Consider the following 20,891-nt stretch of genomic DNA (forward strand, 5'->3'; position numbering starts at 1 on the left):
CCACGAGGTGCCGAGCCGGACGCAGAAGAACCTCGCCGGCGCCGGAAGGCCGTTGGTCCCCGAGCGCGGGACCTTGGGGCCGTCCCCGCGGTGGCCACCGTGCCCGGAGAGTGGAGGTACGACGTACTCCCGTCCCTGCCTCAGGAGGCCCGCATGTCCGCCACCGTCACCGTCGGACTGGACGGAACCGACCACAGCCTCGCCGCCGCCGACTGGGCCGCCGCCGAGGCCACCCGCCGCGGAGCGCGCCTGCGGCTGGTCCACGCCTGGATATGGCACCCCTTGGAGGTCTCGGCCGCGGCGGACGAAGAGGTGCAGCGCCGCTGGGCCGGGGAAGTGCTGCAGGACGCCGCGGCCCGGGTGGCCAAGGACTTCCCCGACCTGCCCGTCACCACGGAGATCCTTCAAGCCGAGGCCGTACCGGCCTTGCTTGCCGAGGCCGCCGCGGCAGAGCTGCTCGTCCTGGGCTCGCGCGGCCACAGCACGCTGGTCGGCTACCTGCTCGGCTCCGTGGGACTGCACGTGCTGCGGCAGGCCACCTCCCCTGTCGTCCTCGTCCGCAGCCCCCGCCGCGACGAAGCGGAGCAGCCGCGGGACGAGGTGGTGGTGGGCGTCCAGGACGTGCGGGAGAGCGACTCGGTGCTGGAGTTCGCCTTCGCAGTGGCCGCGGCCCAGGGGACGAGCCTGCGGGCGGTACGGGCCTGGAACATCCCGCCCGTCCTGGTGTGGGGCGGCGAAGCCATGCGCGCGGCCGACGACGCCGGTGGCCTGGAGCCGCTGGAGCGCAAGCGGCTGGCCGACGCCGTACGGCCGTGGCGGGAACGCTTCCCGCAGGTGGAGGTCGTCGAACACGTCGAGATGGGCGGCGCGGGGCAGGTCCTGCTGGCCGGCTGCGCACGGGCCCGGCTCCTGGTGGTGGGGCGTCGCAGTCCGGGCCGCCACGACCTGCGGAAGATCGGCGCGGTCGCGCACGCGGCACTGCACCACGCGCCGTGCCCGGTGGCCGTGGTACCCCACCCGTAACCCGGGAACGGCACGACGAGAGCCGGCCACCACCGCTTCGAGCGGGGTTGCCGGCTCTCTTGCCACCCGGTACCGGCTGCCGCGACCGGCGGAACCCCGGAGGGCGGGCTCGGGACCAGTGGCCCTGATGAATGCCTGGCAGGCCCTTGGCGTGCCGGCCCGGTGACGGACAGGGCACTGCGTTGCCGCGGCAGGCCGCGCTACGGAGCTCCGTGTGCCGCGTGTGCTTCCACGTTTGCCAGGTAGCGGGTGCGTGCCGCGCGGATCTTGCCGAACTGGCCGGCGCGTTCCTTGATCGCCCGCTTCTGGTACGCGATGTCGGCCTTCCACCAGACGCTGACCAGTGACGTGCGGCGCTTGCACGTGACGTCTGCTCGCGCTGTGGCGATCTCCGCCCGTGTGGGGGTTTTCGCGTCCGCATTCCACGCGGGATCGTTGTTGGCGGCCATCGGGTCCGCGTAGGAGAAGCCTTTCGCCCGCATACAGGAACTCCAGCGTGCGAACGCCTTCCGCACGGCCGGGTCGCGCTGGGATTTTTCGTAGGCAGCCTGCGAAACCCGGTCGACCACCCCGAAGTCCACCTTCGGCACGCCGCGCAGCAATTCCCGTTCTGCCTGCTGCTCACACCCCGACGTGCCGTCCTTGCCGTACGCCGCCGCACGCTGCTCGGCGGTCAGCTCTTTTTCGCGCTCGGCGATCCGGGCTTCCTTGGTCTCGGATTCCGGATCGGGCAGCGCGTGATAGCCGTAGCGCTCGGCCGGCTCCGGCTCGATGAGACCGTACCTTCCGCGGTGTGGCCACAGTCCGGTGCTGCGTTCGGGCAGCAGTTTCCAGTCCAGGCCCTGACGTGCCATGCATGCCGCGATCAGCCGGTCCTGCGCCGCGGCGATGCGTGCCACCTGCGGTGAGTCCAGGGCGTACTGATCGAGGGGCAGGACGAGATCCCTGACCTCCTGAGTCGGCGCCGGCACCGACGGGCGGGACGCGGTGTGTGTTCTGCGGCCACTGTCGTCCGAGCTGTCATGGGAGCAGCCGGTGGTCAGCGCGAGCGTCGCGGCGAGTACGGACACGCATACCGGACGGGAACGCATCATGCATCAGCTCCTGACGTGGCAGGGCACCCCGTACCGCAGGCGATACGGGGTGCCCCGGCCGGTTCACGCGATCAGACGCACGACTTGTAGAGCGAACTGGTCTTGTAGCCGACGCGGCTGCCGGCGAGGTCGTTGTCCCACGACCACGGCTTGAAGGTCCGGTGGGCGCCGCGGTTGTAGTAATTCGTCCACAGCGTCCAGTAACAGCCGCGCGTCAGGTTCTTGACCGAACGGATGTGGTCGTTGACCTTGCCGCCGTTGTTGAACCGGTTGTCCGACAGCTTCATGTCGGACTTGCAGAACTTCTTGTAGCCACCGGTGTAGTTCTTGTACTGGTAGGCGTGCAGCGGAGCGGGACACGCGGCCGCCGCGGCGGCCGTCGTCTGCGCGCGGTCCGACGTGGCCGCACTGGCGCCCGCCGCCGGCGCGAAGCTGAACGCTCCGGCCATCAGTACCACCGCGCCACCGAGACCGATCGCCAACTGCTGTTTCATCGATGACTTCCCTTCGCTCCCCCGTCGACCGCTGGGATCGTCGGCCGGGCCGCTCGGCCCGTTCTTCCGTCGAAGAAGTTACGAGCGGGCCGCAAACCGTGCATCCCGTACGGGGTTGAAATCCGCGACGAAACTTCCGCGGTACTCGAACGGCGCCGTACTACCGCCGCTGCACGCGCTACCGCGCAGGTATGACCCGGGGGCGGGACGGTTGCAGGGCGGAGCGAGCTACAGCTCGCGTTCGGCCACGATCTCGCCGTCGACCACCTCGCCGGTGACGCGGAAGCCGAGCCGCACGTAGAAGGGTTCCGGCCCGCCGTCGCCCGGCACCCAGGAGACCCACAGCTTGCGTTCGCCGCGCCGCCGGGCCTCGGCGCACACCGCTTCCACCGCGAAGCTGCCGTACCCCTGCCCTTGCCGCTCCGCGGCGATGTTGAGCCGCCACAGGTAACTCCGGTACGGCTCCACGGGATGCACCGGATCGAAGCCGGCCATGACGAACCCGACCATCTGTTCCCCGTCGCAGATCACCCGAGGCCAGGCGGACTCCCCGTGCGCGTACGCCTCGGCGAGGGAGACGACGACCGGATCGACGAAACGCTCCTGGTCGGGCCGTACGCGCAGGCGGCACACCGCATCGACGTTATCGGGCGTGATCTGCGCCAGGTGCAGGGATGAATTCACGTCGGCGCTCCTCGAATGGCTGGCCGTCACCCACTACTACCATCGGGCCGCCGAAGAGTCGCCGTCCCGGGCCCATACGGTCGCGCACCGGACCCGGCCGAACCGGTGATCGTGGAAGCCACTCCGGGAGAGCTACGCGATATGACCTCTGCGCTCAAGAGTGGAAGCGTGTCGTCTCGTGCAGTTCGGCGCGTGGGACGGTGATGTTGTTGATGGGGGCCGAGGTGTCCGCGTAGCCGAAGGAGACGCCGAACAGGATTTTCCTGTCGCTGTTGAGGCCCAGCGATTCGCGGATGGTGTCGGCGTAGAAGCTCAGGAGTCCTTGGGGGCAGCTGGCGATGCCGTGCGCCGCCATGGCGAGCAGGAGCGTCTGGGCGTACATGCCGACGTCGGCGGCCATGCGTTCTTCCGCGTTCGGCGGCAGGAACAGCAGCGCGACGTGTGGTGCGCCGTAGAAATTCAGGCTTTCGGCGTTGAACGCCTCACGCCGTTCGTGGTCGTCGCGGCCGATGCCCAGCGCACCGTACATCGCCGCTCCCGCCGCGCGGCGCCGCTGCTCGTACGTACCGGTGTAAAGGTCGTTCCGGTACGGGAAGTCCAGCGACATGCGCTGGTCCATGTGCGCGGCGACCAGGTCTTTGCCGAGGCGGTTCCTGGCTTCGCCGCTGACCACTTCCACGTGCCAGGGCTGGGTGTTGGAGTTGGAGGGGGCTGCGCCGGCCAGGGTGAAGACGGCACGGAGGGTGTCCTCCGGTACGGGGTCCGGCCGGAATGCGCGGGTCGCGCGGCGGCTGCGTATCAGCTGCTCGGCGTATTCGGGGAGTTGAGCGGTGGCGGTTGCGGATGCGGACATGAATGTCTCGATTCAGAAAGGGTTGAGTGCGGACACGCGGTCCGGTGATGGTGACGCGTGTCCGGACGGCCGTCGTGTCTATCGCTCCATGTAGGACTCGATGAGGCGGTCCGCCGCCTCTTTCAGCGCGGTCGCGGACTTCTCCGCCTCGTAGATCTGAGTGGTGACGCTGGCGCCTTCCACCAGCATTTGCAGCATGTAGGCCAGGGTGCGGTGGTCGCGTACGGGGAGCTGCGAGACCAGCTCTGCCAGCAAGTCCAGGTACTCGGCCTTCAGTTCGTCGACGGCCACGCGCACCGGGTGGTTGCGGTCGGGGAATTCGACGGACGCGTTCACCAAGGCGCATCCCCGGTATCCGGGTGCGCTGATCTGCTCCGCGATGTCGGCGATGACGTGCCGGAGCTGCCCCAGCGGGTCGTCCGGGCAGGCAGCGCGTGCGGTTTCCAGCCAGACGCGGGGAGGGACCGCCTTCGCTTTCACATAGGCCAGCGCCAGGCCGTCCTTGGACTCGAAGTTGCGGTAGATGCTGGGCTTTCCGACACCCGAGCGTTCCGCGATCTCGGCCACGCCCGCCGAGCGGATTCCCTCCCGGTAGAAGAGGTCGCACGCGGTTTCCCACACGCGCTGCCCGGCCGGTGAGTGTTGCGGTCGCCCGTCTGCCATCGGATCTCCTCGAAATGGTCGCCGTGTTGCCGCCGATGCGCGGAACGGAGGCGGCCCACACCTGCGTACCGATCGGTACGCAGATGACAGTACCGATCGGTACGCGGAGCGTCAAACCTGTGTGCCAGGCGGCGGGCCCGAGGAAGTTGCGGCCGTCAGTTGGGTGAGGTCCACGGAATTCGCGCCCGGGTTCGGCGCGGGAACGAGAAGGCACGCACCGGCTACGGCTGCCAGTGCGGCGGCGAGGCAGACCGTACCCGTACGGCCCCGGGCCCAGCCGGCCTTGAAACGTATGGGGTCTTCCACGAGGACCTTGGACAGGAATCCGGCCGCGAGGGAGACGAGGACGATGACAGCCGTGCGAGCCCAGCCGCCGAATCCCAGGACTTCCTCGGTGAGCAGCAGATAGACCGGCCAGTGCCAGAGGTAGAGGCTGTAGGAGACGCCGCCCAGCGAACGCAGGGGCCGACTACCCAGGAGACGGCCTGCAAGGCCGGCCGGCGCGTGCGCGAGCAGAGCGATGAGAAGGACCGCGGCGAGGGAGTGGAGGAAGAGGCCGCCGCGGAAGAGGAAGGGTGAATTCGGTCCGTCGGTGAGGAACCAGTACGTCCCGAGGCCACACACCAGCAGAGCGCAGAGGCCGCCGGCCAGACGACTGGGCACCTTGGCCAGCAGGCGGCGGACCGGGGCGGTGGCCATCAAGGCGCCCAGCAGCAGCGAGAAGGCGCGGGTGTCGGTGCCCTCGTACACGCGCGTGGTGTCCGGTCCGTGCGCCAGGGCGACCATGGCCGTCAGGGAGATGACCGCACCAGCAGCAGCGAACACGGGTACGAGGCGACGCGTGGCCCGTCCCCTGGCGAGGAGGGCGACCACCACCGGCCAGACCACGTAGAACTGCCACTCGACGCCGATGCTCCACAGGTGGCTGAAGACGCGGGTATCGGCGTCGTTCCAGTAGCCGACCTGCTCGCTGATGAAGTGCCAGTTCGTCGCCTGGAGCGCGGCCCACGGGCCGTCCTCCAGGGCGAAGCCGAGCAGGTATGGCGGCCCGGCGGCCCAGACGAGGAGCAGCGTCACGACGATCATGACCGTCAGCGCGGGCAGCAGACGGCGCGCCCGGCGTTCCCAGAACGCGGCGAGGCCGATGCCGCCTTGGTGGTCCGCGGCTTCCTTGAGCAGCAGGCCGGTGATCAGGAAGCCGGACAGGACGAAGAACAGGTCGACGCCGAGAAAGCCGCCGCCGAAGTGCCCGGCGTGGAAGAACAGGACGCCGAGGACGGCGAGACCGCGCAGGCCGTCCAGGGGTGCGATGTGCCGGGCGGTGGCGCGCGGGCGGCGGTGGTGGCCGGAGCGGTGGGGCGACGGTGCAGTTGTGGAGGTCGGCATGTACGGGTCCTCGGGGCAGCGGGAGGTGGGGAAGGCAGCCGTCGGGGCGCGGCTCCGGACTTCGAAACCGCGCCCCGACGCGTCAGCGGGCGACGTGACTGGCCCGCGGCCGTCGCTTCCGGTGCGCCGCCGTGCGTACGGACTCGGCGCCCGGGCGGCGGCGTACGGGCGTCAGCCGCACTTGAGCTGGCCGTAGACCTTGGAGCCGGTCCAGGAGCCCTTGGCCCACTTCTCCGGAGCCGCGGGGGTGAAGGAGTAGTGCCGGCTCAGCCGGCCCCCGAACCAGTCGGCGAACGCCGCCGCGCCCTGCTGGCAGTTGTGGATGCCGTCCTGGCTGCGCCGGGCCTTGGCCGCGGCGCGGTCGGTGCCCCACAGTTCGGAGGCGTCGAAGAAGCGGACCTGGCCCGGCTTCTTGTCCGCGGCCTCCTTGGCGGCCTTCGGGGCGGACTTGATGGCGGCCTCGTGACCCTTGTAGAAGTCGTCGGCCTTGAAGGGCGGCGCGGAGACGATGACGAGTTCGGCACCCGCGTTCTTCGCGACCTCGGAGAGGTGCTCGTACGAGCTGCTCTGCTGGGCGGCGGTGCCCCAGTCGTACGTGGTGACCTGGTAGGCGATGACGTCCGGGTGGAAGGATTCGACCGCCTTGGCCAGGTCCTTGTAGGTGTCCTCGGCGAACGTGCCGGTGGGGCCCTCGCCCTTGACGACCGTGCCGCCGCCCGCGGAGGCGATGGACTTGAATTCCGCGCCGCTCGCCTTGACGGCGGCTTCGAGCGCGGGGGCCTCCGCTTCGGCGATCGAGTCGCCCATCCAGAGGAGCTTCGAGAGCTTCTTCCCGCCGTTGGCTCCGCCGCTCTTTCCGGCGGGCGGGGCGGAGGCGGCGGTGTCGTCGCCGTTGCCGGACGCCGAGTTGCCGCAGCCGGTGAGGGCGACGAGGGACACGCCCGTGATCAGGAGGGCTCCGGCGGCCAGGACGGGATTCCGGCGCCGCCCGGAGCGGCGCCGCGGACCGGCGGGGACGGGGAACTGCTGCGAGGAGGACGGGCTGTCCGCGATGTGCTTGCTGTGCATGGTGTCGAGGTAAACACGGTGCACGTCCCGTGCGGGGGCCTGTCATTTTCCGCTCACACACCGCGGAAATCGCCGTCATACGACGGTCACCGGACGGCGGAATTCCGGCCCGGCAGCCCGGTCCGAGCCGCCCCGGCCGCCCCTGGGCACACAGCGCGCGAGCCTCAGAGCGCGCCCAGTGCGGTCATCATGCCCAGCCCGTCCGAGACGACCCAGTACTCGGCGAAGCGGCCGTCGGCGACGCGGAAGATGTCCTGCCCGGCGAAGGAGATCCGGGTGCCGGGCTCCGCGGTGGCGCCGGGGATGCCGCCGCGGTACGAGCCGTGGAAGGTCCAGTGTGCGGCCACCAGACCGTCGCCGACGACCGGGCCGACGTCGAGGGTGTTGCGGATGTCGGCGAAATACTCGTGCGACCGGCGCACCTGATCGGCCGCGCCCTGCGGTCCGTGCACATCCGTCGTGGGCCAGTGGCCGACGAAGTCGGGGGTGAGGATCTCCTCGGCCACGGCGAAGTCGCCGTGCCAGAGATCGAAGAGCCAGCGGCGGTGGAGCGTTGCGATGGCGGTCATGCCGCCATTTTGTGTACGCGTACGCAAAAGGTCAATCACCGGCGGCCCGCGGCGTCCCGGAACGGTGCGGCAACGTGGTCGTCAGGGCGGTCACCAGCGTGTCGAGGTCGTCGGCGAAGTGGTCACGGCGCTTCGGGGACAGCCAGTACGGACGCAACGCGGCCACCGTGGGGTAGCGGGCGGCGTCGGCCCCGGCGGGCACGCTCACCTGGTACGGGGGGCGGCCCTCGGGGGACGCGGCGTGCTGGGCGAGGTCGCCCAGGAGGAAGTGCCAGACGATCCGGTTGGCCGTGGCCGACTGCTCCGGTGACAGGCCGCAGCCCTGCCAGGCGGCGTAGATCTCCTCCAGCAGCCACAGGACCGAGGGGGCCATCAGGTCGCCGCGGCCCAGCACGTCCACGACCCACGGCCGGGCCGCCAACGTGTCGCGCTGCCAGGTCAGCAGGGCCAGGAGGCGGGCCCGGGGCTCGTCGGGCAAGGCGGGGCGGGGCAGGCCGGTCACGATGCGGTCCAGGAGCAGGACCAGGAGTTCGTCCTTGTCCCGGACATGCCGGTAGATGCTCATCGGGGCGCTGCCCAGCGCCTCGGCGACCCGGCGCATGGTCAGCGCCGGACTGCCCTCCCTGGTGACGATATCGAGGGCCGCCTCGATGATCCGGTCGCGGGACAGCCGGGCCGGCCGCCCGCGGCGCGCCGGCTCCCGCCCGGTGGCCGGGTCCCGTTCCGTACCTGCTCTGCTGTGGTCACTCACGGGAGCAGTCTGGCATCGCGGTGCGGCGGGGCCGGGGGGTGACCGGGCGGCCTTCGGGCGGGGTGGCTCGGCGGCGGAGGGCTCGGCTCAGCGGCGGGCGGCTCGGCAGTTGGGACAGCTCAGCGTCAGCGCGGCCCAGCAATGGGGCGGCTGGGGCGGTCAGCGGCAGCGCGGCTCGTGCCGTCGCGGGATACGGGTGCCCGGGAGCCTCCCTTTCCTGCCCGCCGGCCGGCGTTCACGCGCCGAGAGATTCGGCGGCATGGCGTTCGGCGGCGCGCTGGGCCAGTTCCGACCAGTTGTCCGCGTAGGCGCGGGCCAGTTCGGCGACGGCGCGCCGGCAGTCCCGCGAAAGGCCCTCCGTGATCTTCTCCCACTCCCGCGGGCTGATCGCGTGGATGCCGAGCAGCCGCAGCAGGGTGCGGCCGGTGTCGCTGTACCGCAGCGCCGGGTCGCCCATGAGCCGCTGCACCATCACGCGCCGGTCCGTCCCCAGTAGCCGGGCGCGGGCCGCCGTACCGGTGGTCTCCCGGTACTGTCCGGGCCCGGCGGGCCGTCCGGGTCCGCGCTGTCCGCCGCGTTCGCCGCGCGGGCCGCTGCGGCGCCCGGTCAGCAGGGGTGCCTCGCCGCGGCGGATCCGGTTGCGTACGTCGCGTGCGGTTTCCGGGGAGATTCCGGTCGCCCGTGCGATCTGCCGGAGCGAGAGGCCCGGGTTCTCGGCGATGAGGTCACCGGCCAGCCTGCGGCCCTCGGCGCCGTCGAGCGGCCGGCTCCGGCCGTCCTGGCCGACGCGTCGGCGCTCCGGAGTCGTACCGCCCGGCATCCGCCGGCGGACCTTGGCCACCGTGGCCGGGGCCACCCCCACGATCGCGGCGATCATCCGGTTGGACCAGGCGGGGTGCGAGGCGATGATGCGCTCGGCCGCGCGCTTGCGGTCCGCCTTGGTCAGCGGCAGCCCGTGGGTGCTGTTGGACTCGACGGCCAGGACGAAGGCGTCCGCGTCGGCACCGTCGAAGAACCGCACCGCGATGGTCTCCTGACCACGCCGCTGGGCCGCGCGCACCCGGTGCATGCCGTCGATGACCCGCAGCGTCTCCCGGTGGACGACGATGGGCGGCAGCGGCCCGTCGGCAACCGCCAGCAGGTCGACGTGCTCCGCTTTCTCCCCCGCGATTCTCGGCGAATCGCTCACCGACAGGGCACTGATCTCGACCTCGACGACCGTGTGCAGATCCACCTGTGACCGCCCGGGTTCCATTCCCCCTCCTAGGCTCGCATTCGCCGTTGGCCGGCCTCGTTCCGGATGACCGGACAGCGCGCCCCGGCCCCTTTTCGGCAGGTACGGCCGACAAACACCGGATGGTGTTTCGCCTTTCGGCTGCGGACAACGGAACAGCGGAGAGCAGGAAGGATTCCGTCGCGGTACGGCACGCCCGCGGCACCTCCGGTCCCCCGCTTTCGGCACCGTTCTGCGCGGCGGGCCGGAAACCGGCGGCCCGTCCTCAAGCCGATGGCCCGCCGCCGCGCCGCCACGGCCGGTCGTACCCGGCCGGCCATGGGTGCCGGACGGCTCCGGCCGGCACAGGCCCGTTTTTCCGTACCGCGCGTGCCGGCTCGAAGTCGCCGTCGTGCTGCCGATGCTGCGGCGGGTCGCCGGGCCCGGGAAGGGGGCGATTGTCCAGGACTTGTCCAGCACTTGTCCGGCCTGCTCAGCCCGGGGACCGGCCGCGGAACCGGACAATTGCCGGCGGCTTGTCCGAAGGCAATTCCCTGAGAATTCCATGAAAACGGGGAAGTCGGGGGCCGTGCCGCTGGGGCCGGTTACGCATAGGGGCTCACGCAGCGGGCGGTCGCGCGGGGCGGTGAATCCGCCCCGCGCATGACCCGGCCCGCTCCGCTGTCAGCCACGCGCGCCGAACACCTGCGTCCACGTCGGTCCGCCGGACGTCTCATGGGTGCCTATGCCGATTTCGCGGAAATCGCAGTTGAGGATGTTCGCCCGGTGGCCGGGGCTGTTCATCCAGCTCTTCATCACCTCGGCGGCGGACCGCTGGCCCCGGGCGATGTTCTCGCCGTATGTGCTCCACCGGTATCCGGCGGCCTGGATGCGGTCGCCCGGGTCGGTGCCGTCCGGGCTGGTGTGGTCGAAGTAATGGCGCGCGTCCATGTCCTGCGAATGGCGCCGGGCCGCGGTGTCGAGCTGACCGTTGTTCTGTACGGGCGCGCAGCCTTGTTTGGCGCGTTCGGTGTTGACCAGCGCGGTGACCTGTTGCGCGAACGGTGACGGGCCGCCCGCGGAGCCGGCGGCCGGGGCGGGCGCGGCACTGGACGGGCGCGGCGCCGGGGTGGCCGGCTCCGAGGGGGCCCGCTTCTTCCTGGGGGTGTGCGGTTCCTTGGAGGGGGACGCCGAAGCGGACGGGGTGGGCGTCGGGCTGTGGCTCTTCCCCGAAGGCGAAGGGCTCGCCGCGGGCGTCTTCGCCGGGTGCGCGGCCAGGGGCGCCGATTCGGGTTCCGTGGCGGCGCTGGAGCCTCCGGGGTCCTTGTCCGGGCCGGAGATGATCAGCGGGAGGGCGCCGCCCACGGTGGCGAGGGCGGCGGCGGCCACGGCGGCCGCGGTGACGGCGCGCCGTCGGCGCACGCGGCGGCTCTCGCGCAGTGCGTCACGGAGCTGGGCGCGTCCGCCGGCCGCGGAGGAACCGCCCGCGGAGGGAGCCGCCGTCCCGCCCGCGGCCGTGGACGTGACGGGCTGCTGGGTGGTGGCCGCGAGGACCGGCGTCTCCAGGGTGTCCGGCGCGAGGGCGGCGGTCAGCGGTACGAGCGCGAGACCGACGAGCAGCCGGTCGGCGGGCACCAGCCCGGAGGAGAACGCGGAGCACATCGTGCACTCGCGGGCGTGCCGCGCGATGCGCTTGCGCCACAGCGCGGAGGGCACGCCGTCCCACTGCTCGACGACCGTCTCCAGCAGTACGCACCGCGGGTTCGCGGACAGCGCGCGCACCACCACGCGGGAGGCTTCGAGCTGGGTCTTCATGCGCTGCACCCGTACGGCCGTGTGCTGGGGCGTCAGCTCCATGGCGGCGGCGACCTCCGCCCGGGACAGTTCGCCGGCCGCCTCCAGCCACCACAGGGACAGCAGTGCCCGGTCGCCCTCGTCCAGCCAGCGGGTGGCTTCGGCGACCTCCCGGCGCTGTCCGGACAGGCCCAGGCGGACGATGGTCAGCCCGACGAAGTCGGCGCGCGGGTCGGCGACGTCGTAAGCGGCGTCCAGGCCGCCGTCCACGGGTGCGGCCTGGTCCTGGCGCCAGTGTGTGCGTATCTGGTTCATCGTGATGGCCACCAGCCAGGACCGGAAACTGCCCGGATCGCGCAGTTCACCGAGGCTGGCGAGAGCCCGGAGCATCGTTTCCTGCGCCACGTCGTCCACGTCCGCGTGGCCGTGCAGCGCGCGCCCCACGATGTTGTACACCAAGGGCATGGACTCGGTGACGAGCCGGTCCCTGGCCTGCCCGTCCCCCGCCTGGGCGGCGGCAATCACCGCAGGATCGAGTTCGCTGCTCACGCTCTGTCCACTCTCTTTCGACTCGGGCCTCTTGCGTCCCACACCCAGGAGATGCGGCGACGGCCGGTCGGATAACAGAAATCGAGCAACCGTCCGCGGAAATCGTACGGAGCATCGAGGGGGCGGTGGTGACGGGTGATGCCACCGGGAGCCGGCCCGGACGTCGTGCGGAGCCCATGCGGGCCTGTGACCAGCGGTGCAGCGCCGGGACCCGAGAAAGCGCCCGCCTCTTCACCAGTGGCACGTCAGGGGAACACCGGCGAAATAACCCCGCGTGTCGCGCATCCTTCGGCAGCTCTCCCGCGTCTCACGAGCAGGCCACTTCCTCATGTGGCCGTCCTACATGGGCATTTGGAGAAATTGCATTGAAAACTGGCATCAAGGGCGTACGTCGTCTGTCCGCGACGGCCGTCACCGCCGCCGGGGCCGTCCTGCTGACCGGGACGTTCGCCGCTCCGGCACAGGCCGCGGCGCCCAGGACCGCCCCGGCGAAGGCCGCCGCGGCACCCAAGGCGCCCGCGATCACCGCGGCGGGCGGATTCGTGATGAACAACGGCACCGGCAAGGCCGCGTTCACCAAGGCGGCGGACACCCGGCGTTCCATGGGGTCCACCACCAAGATCATGACCGCGCAGGTGGTGCTGTCGCAGAAGAAGCTCAACCTGGACACCAAGGTCACGGTCGACAAGGCGTACAGCGACTACATCGTCGGCAAGACCGCCTCGTCGGCCCGTCTGATCGTCGGGGACAAGGTCACCGTCCGCCAGCTGCTGTACGGGCTGATGCTGCCGTCCGGCTGTGACGCGGCGTACGCGCTCGCCGACAAGTTCGGCAGCGGGTCCACACGGGCGGCGCGGGTGAAGTCGTTCATCGGCCAGATGAACACCGCGGCCAAGAACCTCGGCCTGAAGAACACCCACTTCGACTCGTTCGACGGCATCGGCAACGGAGCCAACTATTCGACGCCGCGCGACCTGACGAAGCTGGCCTCCGCCGCGATGAAGAACGCCACGTTCCGCAGCGTGGTGGGGACCAAGTCCACCAAGCAGAAGGTCACGACGAAGAACGGTGGCTACCGCTTCATGTCGTGGACCAACACCAACAACCTGCTCGGCAGCTACGCCGGCACCATCGGCGTGAAGACCGGTTCGGGTCCGGAGGCCAAGTACTGCCTGGTCTTCGCCGCCACCCGGAACGGCAAGACGGTCATCGGTACGGTCCTGGCCTCCACCTCGGCGGCCAACCGCACCGCCGACGCGAAGAAGCTGCTGGACTACGGCTTCAAGAAGTAACGCACGGCAGGGGCCTGCCCATGGCATCCGGCCACGGGCAGGCCCTTTCTTTTGCCGCCGGCCGGGGGGTTACGGCTGCTGAATGCCGTCTTTCCGGTGCAGAAGACTGCGGGCCGGAACGGTGGAATACCGTATTCCCCGGGTCGGCACGCGTCTCTAGCGTCGTAGCCATGACCCATTCGCTGCGGGCCTTTCCTCCGTCGTCCCTGTCACCGCGCCGCCGCGGACTGCTGGTGTTCCTCGGTGTGGCCTACATGGGCATGTGGTTGGCCATGACGCCCCTCCTGGCCACCGGCTTCCAGCGGGACAGCGCCCGGTCGGGCATGGGGACACTGGAGCAGGTCTGCGTCTCCGCCGCCATGTTCGCACCGGCCCTCGCCGCGCTCCTCGTGGTCACGTACGTCGAGCCCGCCGGCCGGATACGGGACGTCCTCGCCCTGCGCTCGACGCGGTCCTGGGGCCACGTCGCGCGCTCGTGCCTGCTGGCCCTGGCGGTCCCGGCGCTCCTGACCGCCGTCGCGCTCGTCATCGGTGCGACGACGGGCCACTACCCCTTCCACGTGCCCTGGAGCGGGCTCGGCGCCTGGGTGCTCACCATGCTGCTCAAGATGCTGGTGTCGCTGCCGCTGTTCTTCGGCGAGGAACTGGGCTGGCAGGGCTACCTCTTCCCCCGCCTCGCCGGGCGCGGCAAGGGCGCGTGCCTGGTGTGGGCGTACGTGGGCACCGGCGCCGCCTTCGCGCTGTGGCACCTGCCCACGCTCCTGATGGGCGGGCAGTACCCCGGTCGGCACTGGTACGTGTCCGTGTTCGCGATAGTCGTCAGCTGCGTCCTCATCCTGCCGGTCTTCACCTGGCTGCGCCTGCGTTCCGGGTCGGTGATCCCCGCGGTCGTCGGCCATACCTTCGTGAGTACGGCGAGCGTGGGCATGGTCAAGGAGTTCGCCGCGCCGAACGCTCCGGTGGACCCGCTGCACATGGGGATGACCGGCTGGCCCGGCTGGATCGCCACGGGCGCGTTCGTCGCCTTCCTGGCGCTGACGGGACGGCTGCGGCCGTCGGCGTACGCGTAACGGCACTCCCCGGCCCCAAGCCCCGCAGCCCCCCGGTCCCCCAGTCCCCACTATCCCCCAGCCCGAGGATTGTCAGTGCCAGGCCGTAGGGTCTTCAGAAAGGGGGGCCATCAACCGCTGTCCTGGAGGGACACCACCCAACGGCACCCCTCCAGGAGGAACAGCGCCTTACGACGCCACTCCATCAGGACACGCACCCAGGCCGCGTACCCGGGCCGGTCGGCCCACAGGGACCGGACCGGCCGGCTCACCTGCCGTGCCGCCGGGCCTGAGCGGCGGCCAGGCCCGGCGATCCCGCTTTTCGTGACATCAGTGGCGACACCCTCGTACAGCGGAACGGCGGACAGCGTCACTGATCGGTCAGGGGCGCTCCGGAAATCGCGGGAAAGCCGGATGCCGCGGGCGGAGTGGCCGTCAGTGGAGCGGCGGAAGCCGTCTGCGCACCGGCAGCTGCCGAAGCGGCGGATTTCGCGCGTTCCGCGTCGTCGTTCTTCCAGGCCGCGGGCGGCCACGTCGCCGTGGGGGCCGCGAGCGCCTTGTCGATGTTTTCCCGCAGTCCCTCGCCGAAGAAATCGGAGACCTGGCGCACCAGTTTCAGCGCCTCGACGGTGCCTGAAGTGAGGGGCCTGGCCATACGGTCCGTACCGCCCGGCACACTGCGCGGGGTGGTGTGCGCGATGGTCGTCGCCCGCAGCGCGTGTGCGTGCAGACCGGCGCAGGCATATCCGATCGCGAGGGCGATCCGCCGCACCGCGTCGTCCGCGCCGCGCGTCAATTCTCCGGCGCCGAGAAGTGTCTGATTGGGACTTCCGGGGCCTTCGTTCCCGTCCGCCGTCCGGGGTGGCAGCTTTTTCTCCTCGGCTGCGAGCAGCCGGTGCGCCCGTTCCATGACGGCCGCCACAAAGGCCAGTTCTTCCAGGTCGATGGACTGGGTCATCGCGATCCTCCCCTGCCGGGTCCGTGCGTACAACGGCACCGTAGGATCGGCCGGTCCCATACATGACCCGATCCGGCAAAAGCAGACCCATTGGAGTTACGGGCCGGACTGCCTCCGGTACGTCAATCGTTACGTCAGTGTGCGATGGAGTCGATCAGGTCGCGCGCGCCCTGGCGCAGCAGCGCGACCGCTACGGACGTGCCCAGGGTTGCCGGGTCGAGCGGCCCGGCCCACTCGTGTGCGTTGAGCACGGTCTTGCCGTCCGGTGTGAAGACGCAGGCCCGCAACGACAGTTCGCCGTTGCGCTCGGTCTTCGCGTACCCGGCGATCGGCGAGTTGCAGTGCCCCTGGAGGACGTGCAGGAACATCCGCTCGGCGGTCGCCTCCCGGTAGGCGTCGCGGTCACCGAGCGCGCTGACCGCGTCAATGGTGCCGGTGTCGTCGTCGCGGCACTGGAGTGCCAGGATCCCGGCGCCGATGGGTGGGCACATCGTCTCGGCCGGCAGCGCCTCGGTGATCACGTCGCGCCGGCCGATGCGCTCCAGCCCGGACACGGCCAGCAGCAGGGCGTCCGCGTCCCCGGCGTGGAGCTTCTCCAGACGTCGGTTGGCGTTGCCACGCATCGGTACGCAGGTGAGGTGCGGGTGGGACGCGGCGAGCTGCGCGATCCGGCGTACGGAGGACGTGCCGACGCGCGTGCCGGCGGGCAGTCGGTCAAGGGGGCGTCCGCCGGGGTGGACGAGCGCGTCGCGGATGTCGTCGCGTTTCAGGAAGGCGGCGAAGGTCGTACCGGCGGGCAGCGGCCGGTCGGCCGGCACGTCCTTGACGCAGTGCACCGCGAGGTCCGCCTCCCCGGCCAGCAGCGCTGCGTCCACCTCCTTGGTGAACGCCCCCTTGCCGCCCAGCTTCGACAGATCACCCATCCAGCGGTCACCGGAGGTGGTGACGGGCACCACCTCGGTGCGGGTCGCGGGGTACCGGGCGGCCAGTTCGGCACGTACGCGCTCCACCTGGGCGAGCGCCATCGGGGAGGAACGCGAGACGATGCGGATCAGTTCAGGGGCGGGCATGGCGTACACCATAGGGCGTGGGGCGGGCGCGCCGGCTGTCCGGCCACTTGGACACGAGCGGGCCGGGCTTCCGTCTCGTCCGGGGCGCGAGCTCGTCCGTACGGTGACGGATCTCCACGCGGCCGTGCTCTGGGACGAGGTCGGGCCGGGCGCCCGATGGTGGTGCGCCGGAGGGGGCGGCGGACGGCGGTGTCACCCCGTTCGCCCACCCCGGCGTGCGGACCGGCGAAGGCTGGGTCAAGGTCATCTCGTCAGGTCCACCTACATCATCTTCAGGAGAGTCACATGCTTCGTAACGTCGCGATCACCCTCGCCGGTGTCACGGCGGCCGGTTTCCTGGCCGCCGGGCCCGCTGCCGCCGATTCCGGCGGCGGTGGCGTCGCGGGCGGCGCGTACGGCTCCGGTGCCTACGCGTCGCAGAACACGCTCGGCGGGTACCGCCACTACAACGTCGGCGGCCCCACGGGTGTCACCGCCACCGGCGCCGCCTACGCCCACAGCAAGTCCGCCGGCGAGTTCGACTACGGCCGCTACTTCAAGGCCGTCTGGCGCTGAGCCCGGCCCCGCTCGCGTCGGCACGCCCGACGGCTGCGCCCCGCGTCCGTTCCACGGCGCGGGGGCGCGTCCGTACCGTACGGGCACCCACCGACGGCCTCGTGGCAGCAGCCGGCCGTCACTCCTCCCCTTCTCGCACGCACGCGAATGCCCGTCATCGAGGCATCGCGACGGCGGTCGCTGCCCTGCACGCAATCTGTGCCACGGCTCGGCGCTCCGTGGCGGATGACGGAACGTAGACAGCGCGGCCCCCTTCCCGGGACAGCACTCGGGAGGGGGCCGTTCTGCTGTTTCCCGGGGTGCCTGAGCGCTGCTGCCGGCAGCCGGCATCCGGGCCCGGGGCTCGAACGCCGGCTACCGGTACCTGGGTCCCGGCAGTCGGCGACCGGCCGGCGTCAGCTGTGGCTCGTCTCCGGGGTCTCCAGGACGAAGACCGGGATCTCGCGCGTGGTCTTCTTCTGGTAATCGGCGTAGTCGGGGAACGCCTCGACAGCGCGCCCCCACCACAGGGCCTTCTCCTCGCCCGTCACCTCGCGGGCCACCAGGTCCATACGCACGGGGCCGTCCTGGAGTTCCACGCGGGGGTCCGCCACGACGTTGTGGTACCAGACGGGGTGCTTGGGGGCGCCGCCCAGGGAGGCGACCACGGCGTAGGTGCCTTCGTGCTCCACCCGCATCAGGGGGGACTTGCGGAGCTTCCCGGACTTGGCGCCTCGGGTCGTCAGGACGACGACCGGCAGGCCCCGCATCGTCGTCCCTTTGGTACCGCCGCTGCTCTCGTAGAGCTCGACCTGGTCGCGTACCCACTTCTCCGGGCTCGGCTCGTACTCGCCCTCAAGTGGCATGGCATCCGTCCCATCATCGTTCGTCCATGGTGGCTTCGTGTCGAACGGCCCCCGCCACGGCCCACCGGCCGCCCGCGATCGACCTGACCCTTTCTCAACACACGGCCCGTACGCAATCATCCCGGCGGATGTCGTGGCGGGTGGTGTGGCCGGTGACGGGGGCGAGGGTGGAGGCGGGGGAAGGAAACCGCGCCAGTCCGACGGGTAGAGGCAGGGAAAGGGAAACCGTGTCAGGCCGTTGGGGTGGCTGCTCCTGACATCGCCGCCTTGTGCTGGCGGCCGGCCAGGCGGGAGCCGGATTCCCGGCGGGTCGTCCGGCGCAGGAGGGGTACGGCGAGGAGGAAGCCGAAGACGGTCCAGGCAGCCAGTACCAGAGCGACCATGGGCAGTTCCCAGGAACCCGCCGGCTCCGCGGCGAGCGCACTGTCGGGCAGCAGGGCCGACCGCAGGCCCTGCGCCATCCACTTGAGCGGGAACAGCGCGGATATCTGCTGCACGATCTGGGGCATGCGGGTGATCGGGAACATCGTTCCGGAGGTCACGAGCAGCGCCATGGCGGGCAGCATGATCAGAGCGAGCGCCTCGCGCGGGTTGGGCAGGACGGCGCCTATGGCCGCGCCGAGCGGTACGACCGCGAGCAGTCCGAGCCCGGTGACCCAGAACAGGGTCAGCCACTGGGCGGGGCCGGCCGGGAGCGGGCCGTCGGCCAGTACCGCGCCGGCCGCGAGCAGCAGCACGAGGGTGCCGGCGGCCAGGCCGAGGATCAGCAGCGCCTTGGCCACCAGGTACGCCGGTATGCCGCCCGGCGTGGCGCGCAGGCGCAGCAGCGCGCCCTCTTCGCGTTCGGTGACGAGCATCTGCGGGATGTTCAGCACGCCGAGCTGGAAGAGCAGGTAGGCCGCGAACCCGGCGATCATCAGATGGCCCATGGGCAGCTCCGTGCCGGGCACGGAGTCGCTGATGGTCACGGCAAGCACGACCGCCACGACGATGTTCACCAGATGGCCGCTCAGCTCCTTTCTGCTGCGCAGGAGCTGGCGCAGTTCGATGCCCCCGCGCCGGAGCCCCGCCCGCAGGTACCGCTGCGGTCCCGTCCCCCTCATGCGGCCTCGTCCTCTCGGTTCCCGGTGTCCTCCGGGTGCTGGTGTCGGTTCTGGGCGTTCACCATGTGCAGGTAGGTGTCCTCCAGCGTCGGGCGGCGCACCTCCAGGTCGGCTATCGGTCCCCCGGCAGCTCGGTGCAGTTCCCACACCAGCTGGGAGGGGTCGTCGGTACGTTCCCGTCGCGGTGTCCCGTCTTCGGCCGTCCAGCGCACCTCCGCGCGCGCCGCGGCCTGCCGGGCCAGTTCGGCCGGGCTGCCGCAGACCCGTATGCGGCCGTCGACCAGCACGGCGATACGGTCGGCGAGCCGCTCGGCCTCGATCAGATCATGGGTGGTGAGCAGGACGGTGACGCCCTCGTCGCGGGCCAGCTTCTCGACGAGGAGGTGGAAGTCGTAGCGCGCCTCCGGGTCGAAGCCGGTGGTGGGCTCGTCCAGGAAGAGCAGTTCGGGGCGGCCGACGATGCCGAGGGCGACGTCGAGGCGGCGGCGCTGACCGCCGGAGAGCTTGCCGACCTGCTGGTCTGCCTGAGCGGTCAGACCGACGAGTTCCAGGAGCGCGCCCGGATCGCGTGGGTCGGGGTAGTACTCGGCGAAGTGTCCCAGCAACTCGCCGACCCGCCACCGGGTGTGGTCGCGCCAGGACTGGAGGACCAGGCCGAGCCGTCCGCGCCACGCGTCGTCACCGCGCACCGGGTCCGTGCCGAGCACGTGCACTTCGCCGGACGAGCGCCTGCGGAAGCCTTCGAGGATTTCGACGGTGGTGGTCTTCCCGGCGCCGTTCGGGCCGAGCAGGGCGAAGATCTCGCCGCGGCGGATGTCCAGGTCGACGCCTTGCAGCACTTCTTTGGAGCCGTAGGACATCTGCAGGTCGCGGACCTGCACGACGGGTTCGGGGGCGGTCACCGGTGGGCCTCCGTACGCGGCGATTCCGGGCCCGCGCCCCCAGGACGCCTGCTGGTCCCGGACCCCGCTCGGGCGGCAGCCGTTTCGGGCGCGGACGACGCGGCGGACCCCGGTGGTGCGCTCTTGGCGGCACCGTCGACGATCGCGCGCAGCGCCGCCACGTGTCCCTCGAACGCGGTCCGCCCCCGGTCGGTGAGCCGGACTTTCGTACGGCGTTTGCGCCCGCCGCCCTCCTTCTGGATTTCCAGGTACTGGGCTTCCTCCAGCGTGTGGAGCTGCTTGGAGAGCGCCGAGTCGCTGAGCGAGAGGCTGTCCCGGATGAACGGGAAGTCGGCCCATTCGGTGGCGGCGAGCAGCGCGACCACCGAGAGGCGGGTGGAGGGGTGGATCAGTTCGTCGAATCCGCTGGGGGTGGTCATCGGCCGCTCCCGTCGTAGCTGCGCACGGGGGCGAAGGCCCACCGGTTGGCGGGTGCCGTGACGAGCAGGAAGAGGCCGGCGCACACCGTGGCCTGCACCAGGCTGCCGTACGCCAGCCGGGACCATTCGACGAGCCAGCCGGTGACCGCGATGCTGCTCCCGCCCGCGATGGCGCTCGTAAAGAACACGGCGGTCGTGCGCCAGGTGTAGCGCGAACGGTGCAGGCGCATCCGGGACCTGCGGCTCGCCCGTACGCCTATGGCGCCCAGCGTGACGAGGTAGGCCGCGAGCACCGCCCAGACGGCCCACTTCGGCAGGTCGAGTCCGCTGACGGCCACGTAGACCCACATGGCGATCGCGATCGGCAGATGGGCCCGCCAACTGGTTCCTGAGCAGCGCTCCAGCTCGTCGTAGACCCGCTCCTGCGGGACCCGGATCCGTTGCAGATCCGCCCATGCGCGCTCGGCGTCGACCGGTGTGCTCATGCACATCGCCTCCCCGTGACCTTGACGTGCCGAATCTTCGGCAGCCACTCCCCGGCCGCCGACTTTCCCACT

23 protein-coding genes are annotated in these 20,891 nt (G+C 71.0%); 4 read left to right on the forward strand and 19 right to left on the reverse strand.

The genetic code is table 11. The annotated features are described in order from the left end of the window. Positions 1-153: 153 nt before the first annotated feature. Complete coding sequence (locus ACH4FX_RS20150) at positions 154-1,023, forward strand: universal stress protein (RefSeq protein ID WP_398480746.1); 870 nt, start codon at positions 154-156, stop codon at positions 1,021-1,023. Between the two features lie 200 nt (positions 1,024-1,223). Here the strand turns inward: ACH4FX_RS20150 and ACH4FX_RS20155 are convergent, their stop codons facing one another. The 11 genes from ACH4FX_RS20155 to ACH4FX_RS20205 form a co-directional block, all read right to left on the reverse strand. Beyond that, positions 1,224-2,093, reverse strand: coding sequence for a hypothetical protein (locus ACH4FX_RS20155; protein WP_398480748.1), 870 nt, complete (start codon positions 2,091-2,093; stop codon positions 1,224-1,226). Between the two features lie 95 nt (positions 2,094-2,188). Further along, positions 2,189-2,611 carry a hypothetical protein gene (locus ACH4FX_RS20160; RefSeq protein ID WP_398480750.1) on the reverse strand — a complete coding sequence of 141 codons (423 nt, stop codon included), beginning with the start codon at positions 2,609-2,611 and terminating at the stop codon, positions 2,189-2,191. A gap of 228 nt (positions 2,612-2,839) precedes the next feature. Continuing rightward, positions 2,840-3,295 (reverse strand): GNAT family N-acetyltransferase, encoded by a 456-nt coding sequence (locus ACH4FX_RS20165; RefSeq protein ID WP_398480752.1) that lies wholly within the window; start codon positions 3,293-3,295, stop codon positions 2,840-2,842. A 154-nt stretch (positions 3,296-3,449) separates the two neighbouring features. Then, a complete protein-coding gene (locus ACH4FX_RS20170) occupies positions 3,450-4,148 on the reverse strand; it encodes a nitroreductase (protein WP_398480754.1) in 699 nt (232 codons plus the stop codon). Positions 4,149-4,226: 78 nt separating this feature from the next. Next, positions 4,227-4,811, reverse strand: coding sequence for a TetR/AcrR family transcriptional regulator (locus tag ACH4FX_RS20175; RefSeq protein WP_398480756.1), 585 nt, complete (start codon positions 4,809-4,811; stop codon positions 4,227-4,229). A gap of 111 nt (positions 4,812-4,922) precedes the next feature. Then, complete coding sequence (locus ACH4FX_RS20180; RefSeq protein WP_398480758.1) at positions 4,923-6,197, reverse strand: acyltransferase family protein; 1,275 nt, start codon at positions 6,195-6,197, stop codon at positions 4,923-4,925. Between the two features lie 171 nt (positions 6,198-6,368). Next, positions 6,369-7,265, reverse strand: coding sequence for an SGNH/GDSL hydrolase family protein (locus ACH4FX_RS20185; protein ID WP_398480760.1), 897 nt, complete (start codon positions 7,263-7,265; stop codon positions 6,369-6,371). Between the two features lie 164 nt (positions 7,266-7,429). Further along, complete coding sequence (locus tag ACH4FX_RS20190; protein WP_398480762.1) at positions 7,430-7,834, reverse strand: ester cyclase; 405 nt, start codon at positions 7,832-7,834, stop codon at positions 7,430-7,432. A 31-nt stretch (positions 7,835-7,865) separates the two neighbouring features. Beyond that, entirely contained in the window at positions 7,866-8,585 is a 720-nt protein-coding gene (locus tag ACH4FX_RS20195) for a TetR/AcrR family transcriptional regulator (protein WP_398480763.1), read from the reverse strand. A gap of 235 nt (positions 8,586-8,820) precedes the next feature. Beyond that, positions 8,821-9,840, reverse strand: a complete 1,020-nt coding sequence (locus tag ACH4FX_RS20200; RefSeq protein WP_398480765.1) for a ParB N-terminal domain-containing protein — start codon at positions 9,838-9,840, stop codon at positions 8,821-8,823. A 642-nt stretch (positions 9,841-10,482) separates the two neighbouring features. Beyond that, a complete protein-coding gene (locus tag ACH4FX_RS20205; protein ID WP_398480767.1) occupies positions 10,483-12,141 on the reverse strand; it encodes a sigma-70 family RNA polymerase sigma factor in 1,659 nt (552 codons plus the stop codon). A 365-nt stretch (positions 12,142-12,506) separates the two neighbouring features. Here ACH4FX_RS20205 and ACH4FX_RS20210 point away from each other — a divergent pair, with 365 nt between their 5' ends. Next, entirely contained in the window at positions 12,507-13,433 is a 927-nt protein-coding gene (locus ACH4FX_RS20210) for a D-alanyl-D-alanine carboxypeptidase family protein (RefSeq protein ID WP_398480769.1), read from the forward strand. A 170-nt stretch (positions 13,434-13,603) separates the two neighbouring features. Then, positions 13,604-14,503, forward strand: coding sequence for a CPBP family intramembrane glutamic endopeptidase (locus ACH4FX_RS20215; protein WP_398480771.1), 900 nt, complete (start codon positions 13,604-13,606; stop codon positions 14,501-14,503). A gap of 110 nt (positions 14,504-14,613) precedes the next feature. Here ACH4FX_RS20215 and ACH4FX_RS20220 read toward each other — a convergent pair whose 3' ends face one another. From ACH4FX_RS20220 to hemC, 3 genes are all read right to left on the reverse strand, one after another. Further along, the gene (locus ACH4FX_RS20220) at positions 14,614-14,754 is read right to left on the reverse strand and encodes a hypothetical protein (protein ID WP_398480773.1); all 141 of its coding nucleotides are present in this window, start codon (positions 14,752-14,754) and stop codon (positions 14,614-14,616) included. A 98-nt stretch (positions 14,755-14,852) separates the two neighbouring features. Continuing rightward, positions 14,853-15,440, reverse strand: coding sequence for a hypothetical protein (locus ACH4FX_RS20225; RefSeq protein ID WP_398480774.1), 588 nt, complete (start codon positions 15,438-15,440; stop codon positions 14,853-14,855). Between the two features lie 134 nt (positions 15,441-15,574). After that, positions 15,575-16,510 carry a hydroxymethylbilane synthase gene (gene hemC, locus ACH4FX_RS20230; protein ID WP_398480776.1) on the reverse strand — a complete coding sequence of 312 codons (936 nt, stop codon included), beginning with the start codon at positions 16,508-16,510 and terminating at the stop codon, positions 15,575-15,577. A gap of 285 nt (positions 16,511-16,795) precedes the next feature. Here hemC and ACH4FX_RS20235 point away from each other — a divergent pair, with 285 nt between their 5' ends. Next, positions 16,796-17,065, forward strand: a complete 270-nt coding sequence (locus tag ACH4FX_RS20235; protein ID WP_398480778.1) for a hypothetical protein — start codon at positions 16,796-16,798, stop codon at positions 17,063-17,065. 395 nt (positions 17,066-17,460) lie between these two features. Here the strand turns inward: ACH4FX_RS20235 and ACH4FX_RS20240 are convergent, their stop codons facing one another. From ACH4FX_RS20240 to ACH4FX_RS20260, 5 genes are all read right to left on the reverse strand, one after another. Continuing rightward, positions 17,461-17,910 (reverse strand): nitroreductase family deazaflavin-dependent oxidoreductase, encoded by a 450-nt coding sequence (locus ACH4FX_RS20240; RefSeq protein WP_398480780.1) that lies wholly within the window; start codon positions 17,908-17,910, stop codon positions 17,461-17,463. Positions 17,911-18,140: 230 nt separating this feature from the next. Next, positions 18,141-19,013, reverse strand: a complete 873-nt coding sequence (locus ACH4FX_RS20245; protein ID WP_398480782.1) for an ABC transporter permease — start codon at positions 19,011-19,013, stop codon at positions 18,141-18,143. After that, positions 19,010-19,873: an ABC transporter ATP-binding protein gene (locus ACH4FX_RS20250; RefSeq protein WP_398480946.1), complete on the reverse strand. Its 864-nt coding sequence runs from the start codon at positions 19,871-19,873 to the stop codon at positions 19,010-19,012. The genes ACH4FX_RS20245 and ACH4FX_RS20250 overlap by 4 nt, the downstream gene beginning before the upstream one ends. Before the next feature lie 38 nt (positions 19,874-19,911). Beyond that, positions 19,912-20,334: a transcriptional regulator gene (locus tag ACH4FX_RS20255; protein ID WP_398480784.1), complete on the reverse strand. Its 423-nt coding sequence runs from the start codon at positions 20,332-20,334 to the stop codon at positions 19,912-19,914. After that, a complete protein-coding gene (locus tag ACH4FX_RS20260) occupies positions 20,331-20,819 on the reverse strand; it encodes a hypothetical protein (protein ID WP_398480786.1) in 489 nt (162 codons plus the stop codon). The genes ACH4FX_RS20255 and ACH4FX_RS20260 overlap by 4 nt, the downstream gene beginning before the upstream one ends. Positions 20,820-20,891: the final 72 nt, after the last annotated feature.

This window comes from Streptomyces sp. NPDC018019 (assembly GCF_044327805.1).
Lineage (GTDB): Bacteria > Actinomycetota > Actinomycetes > Streptomycetales > Streptomycetaceae > Streptomyces.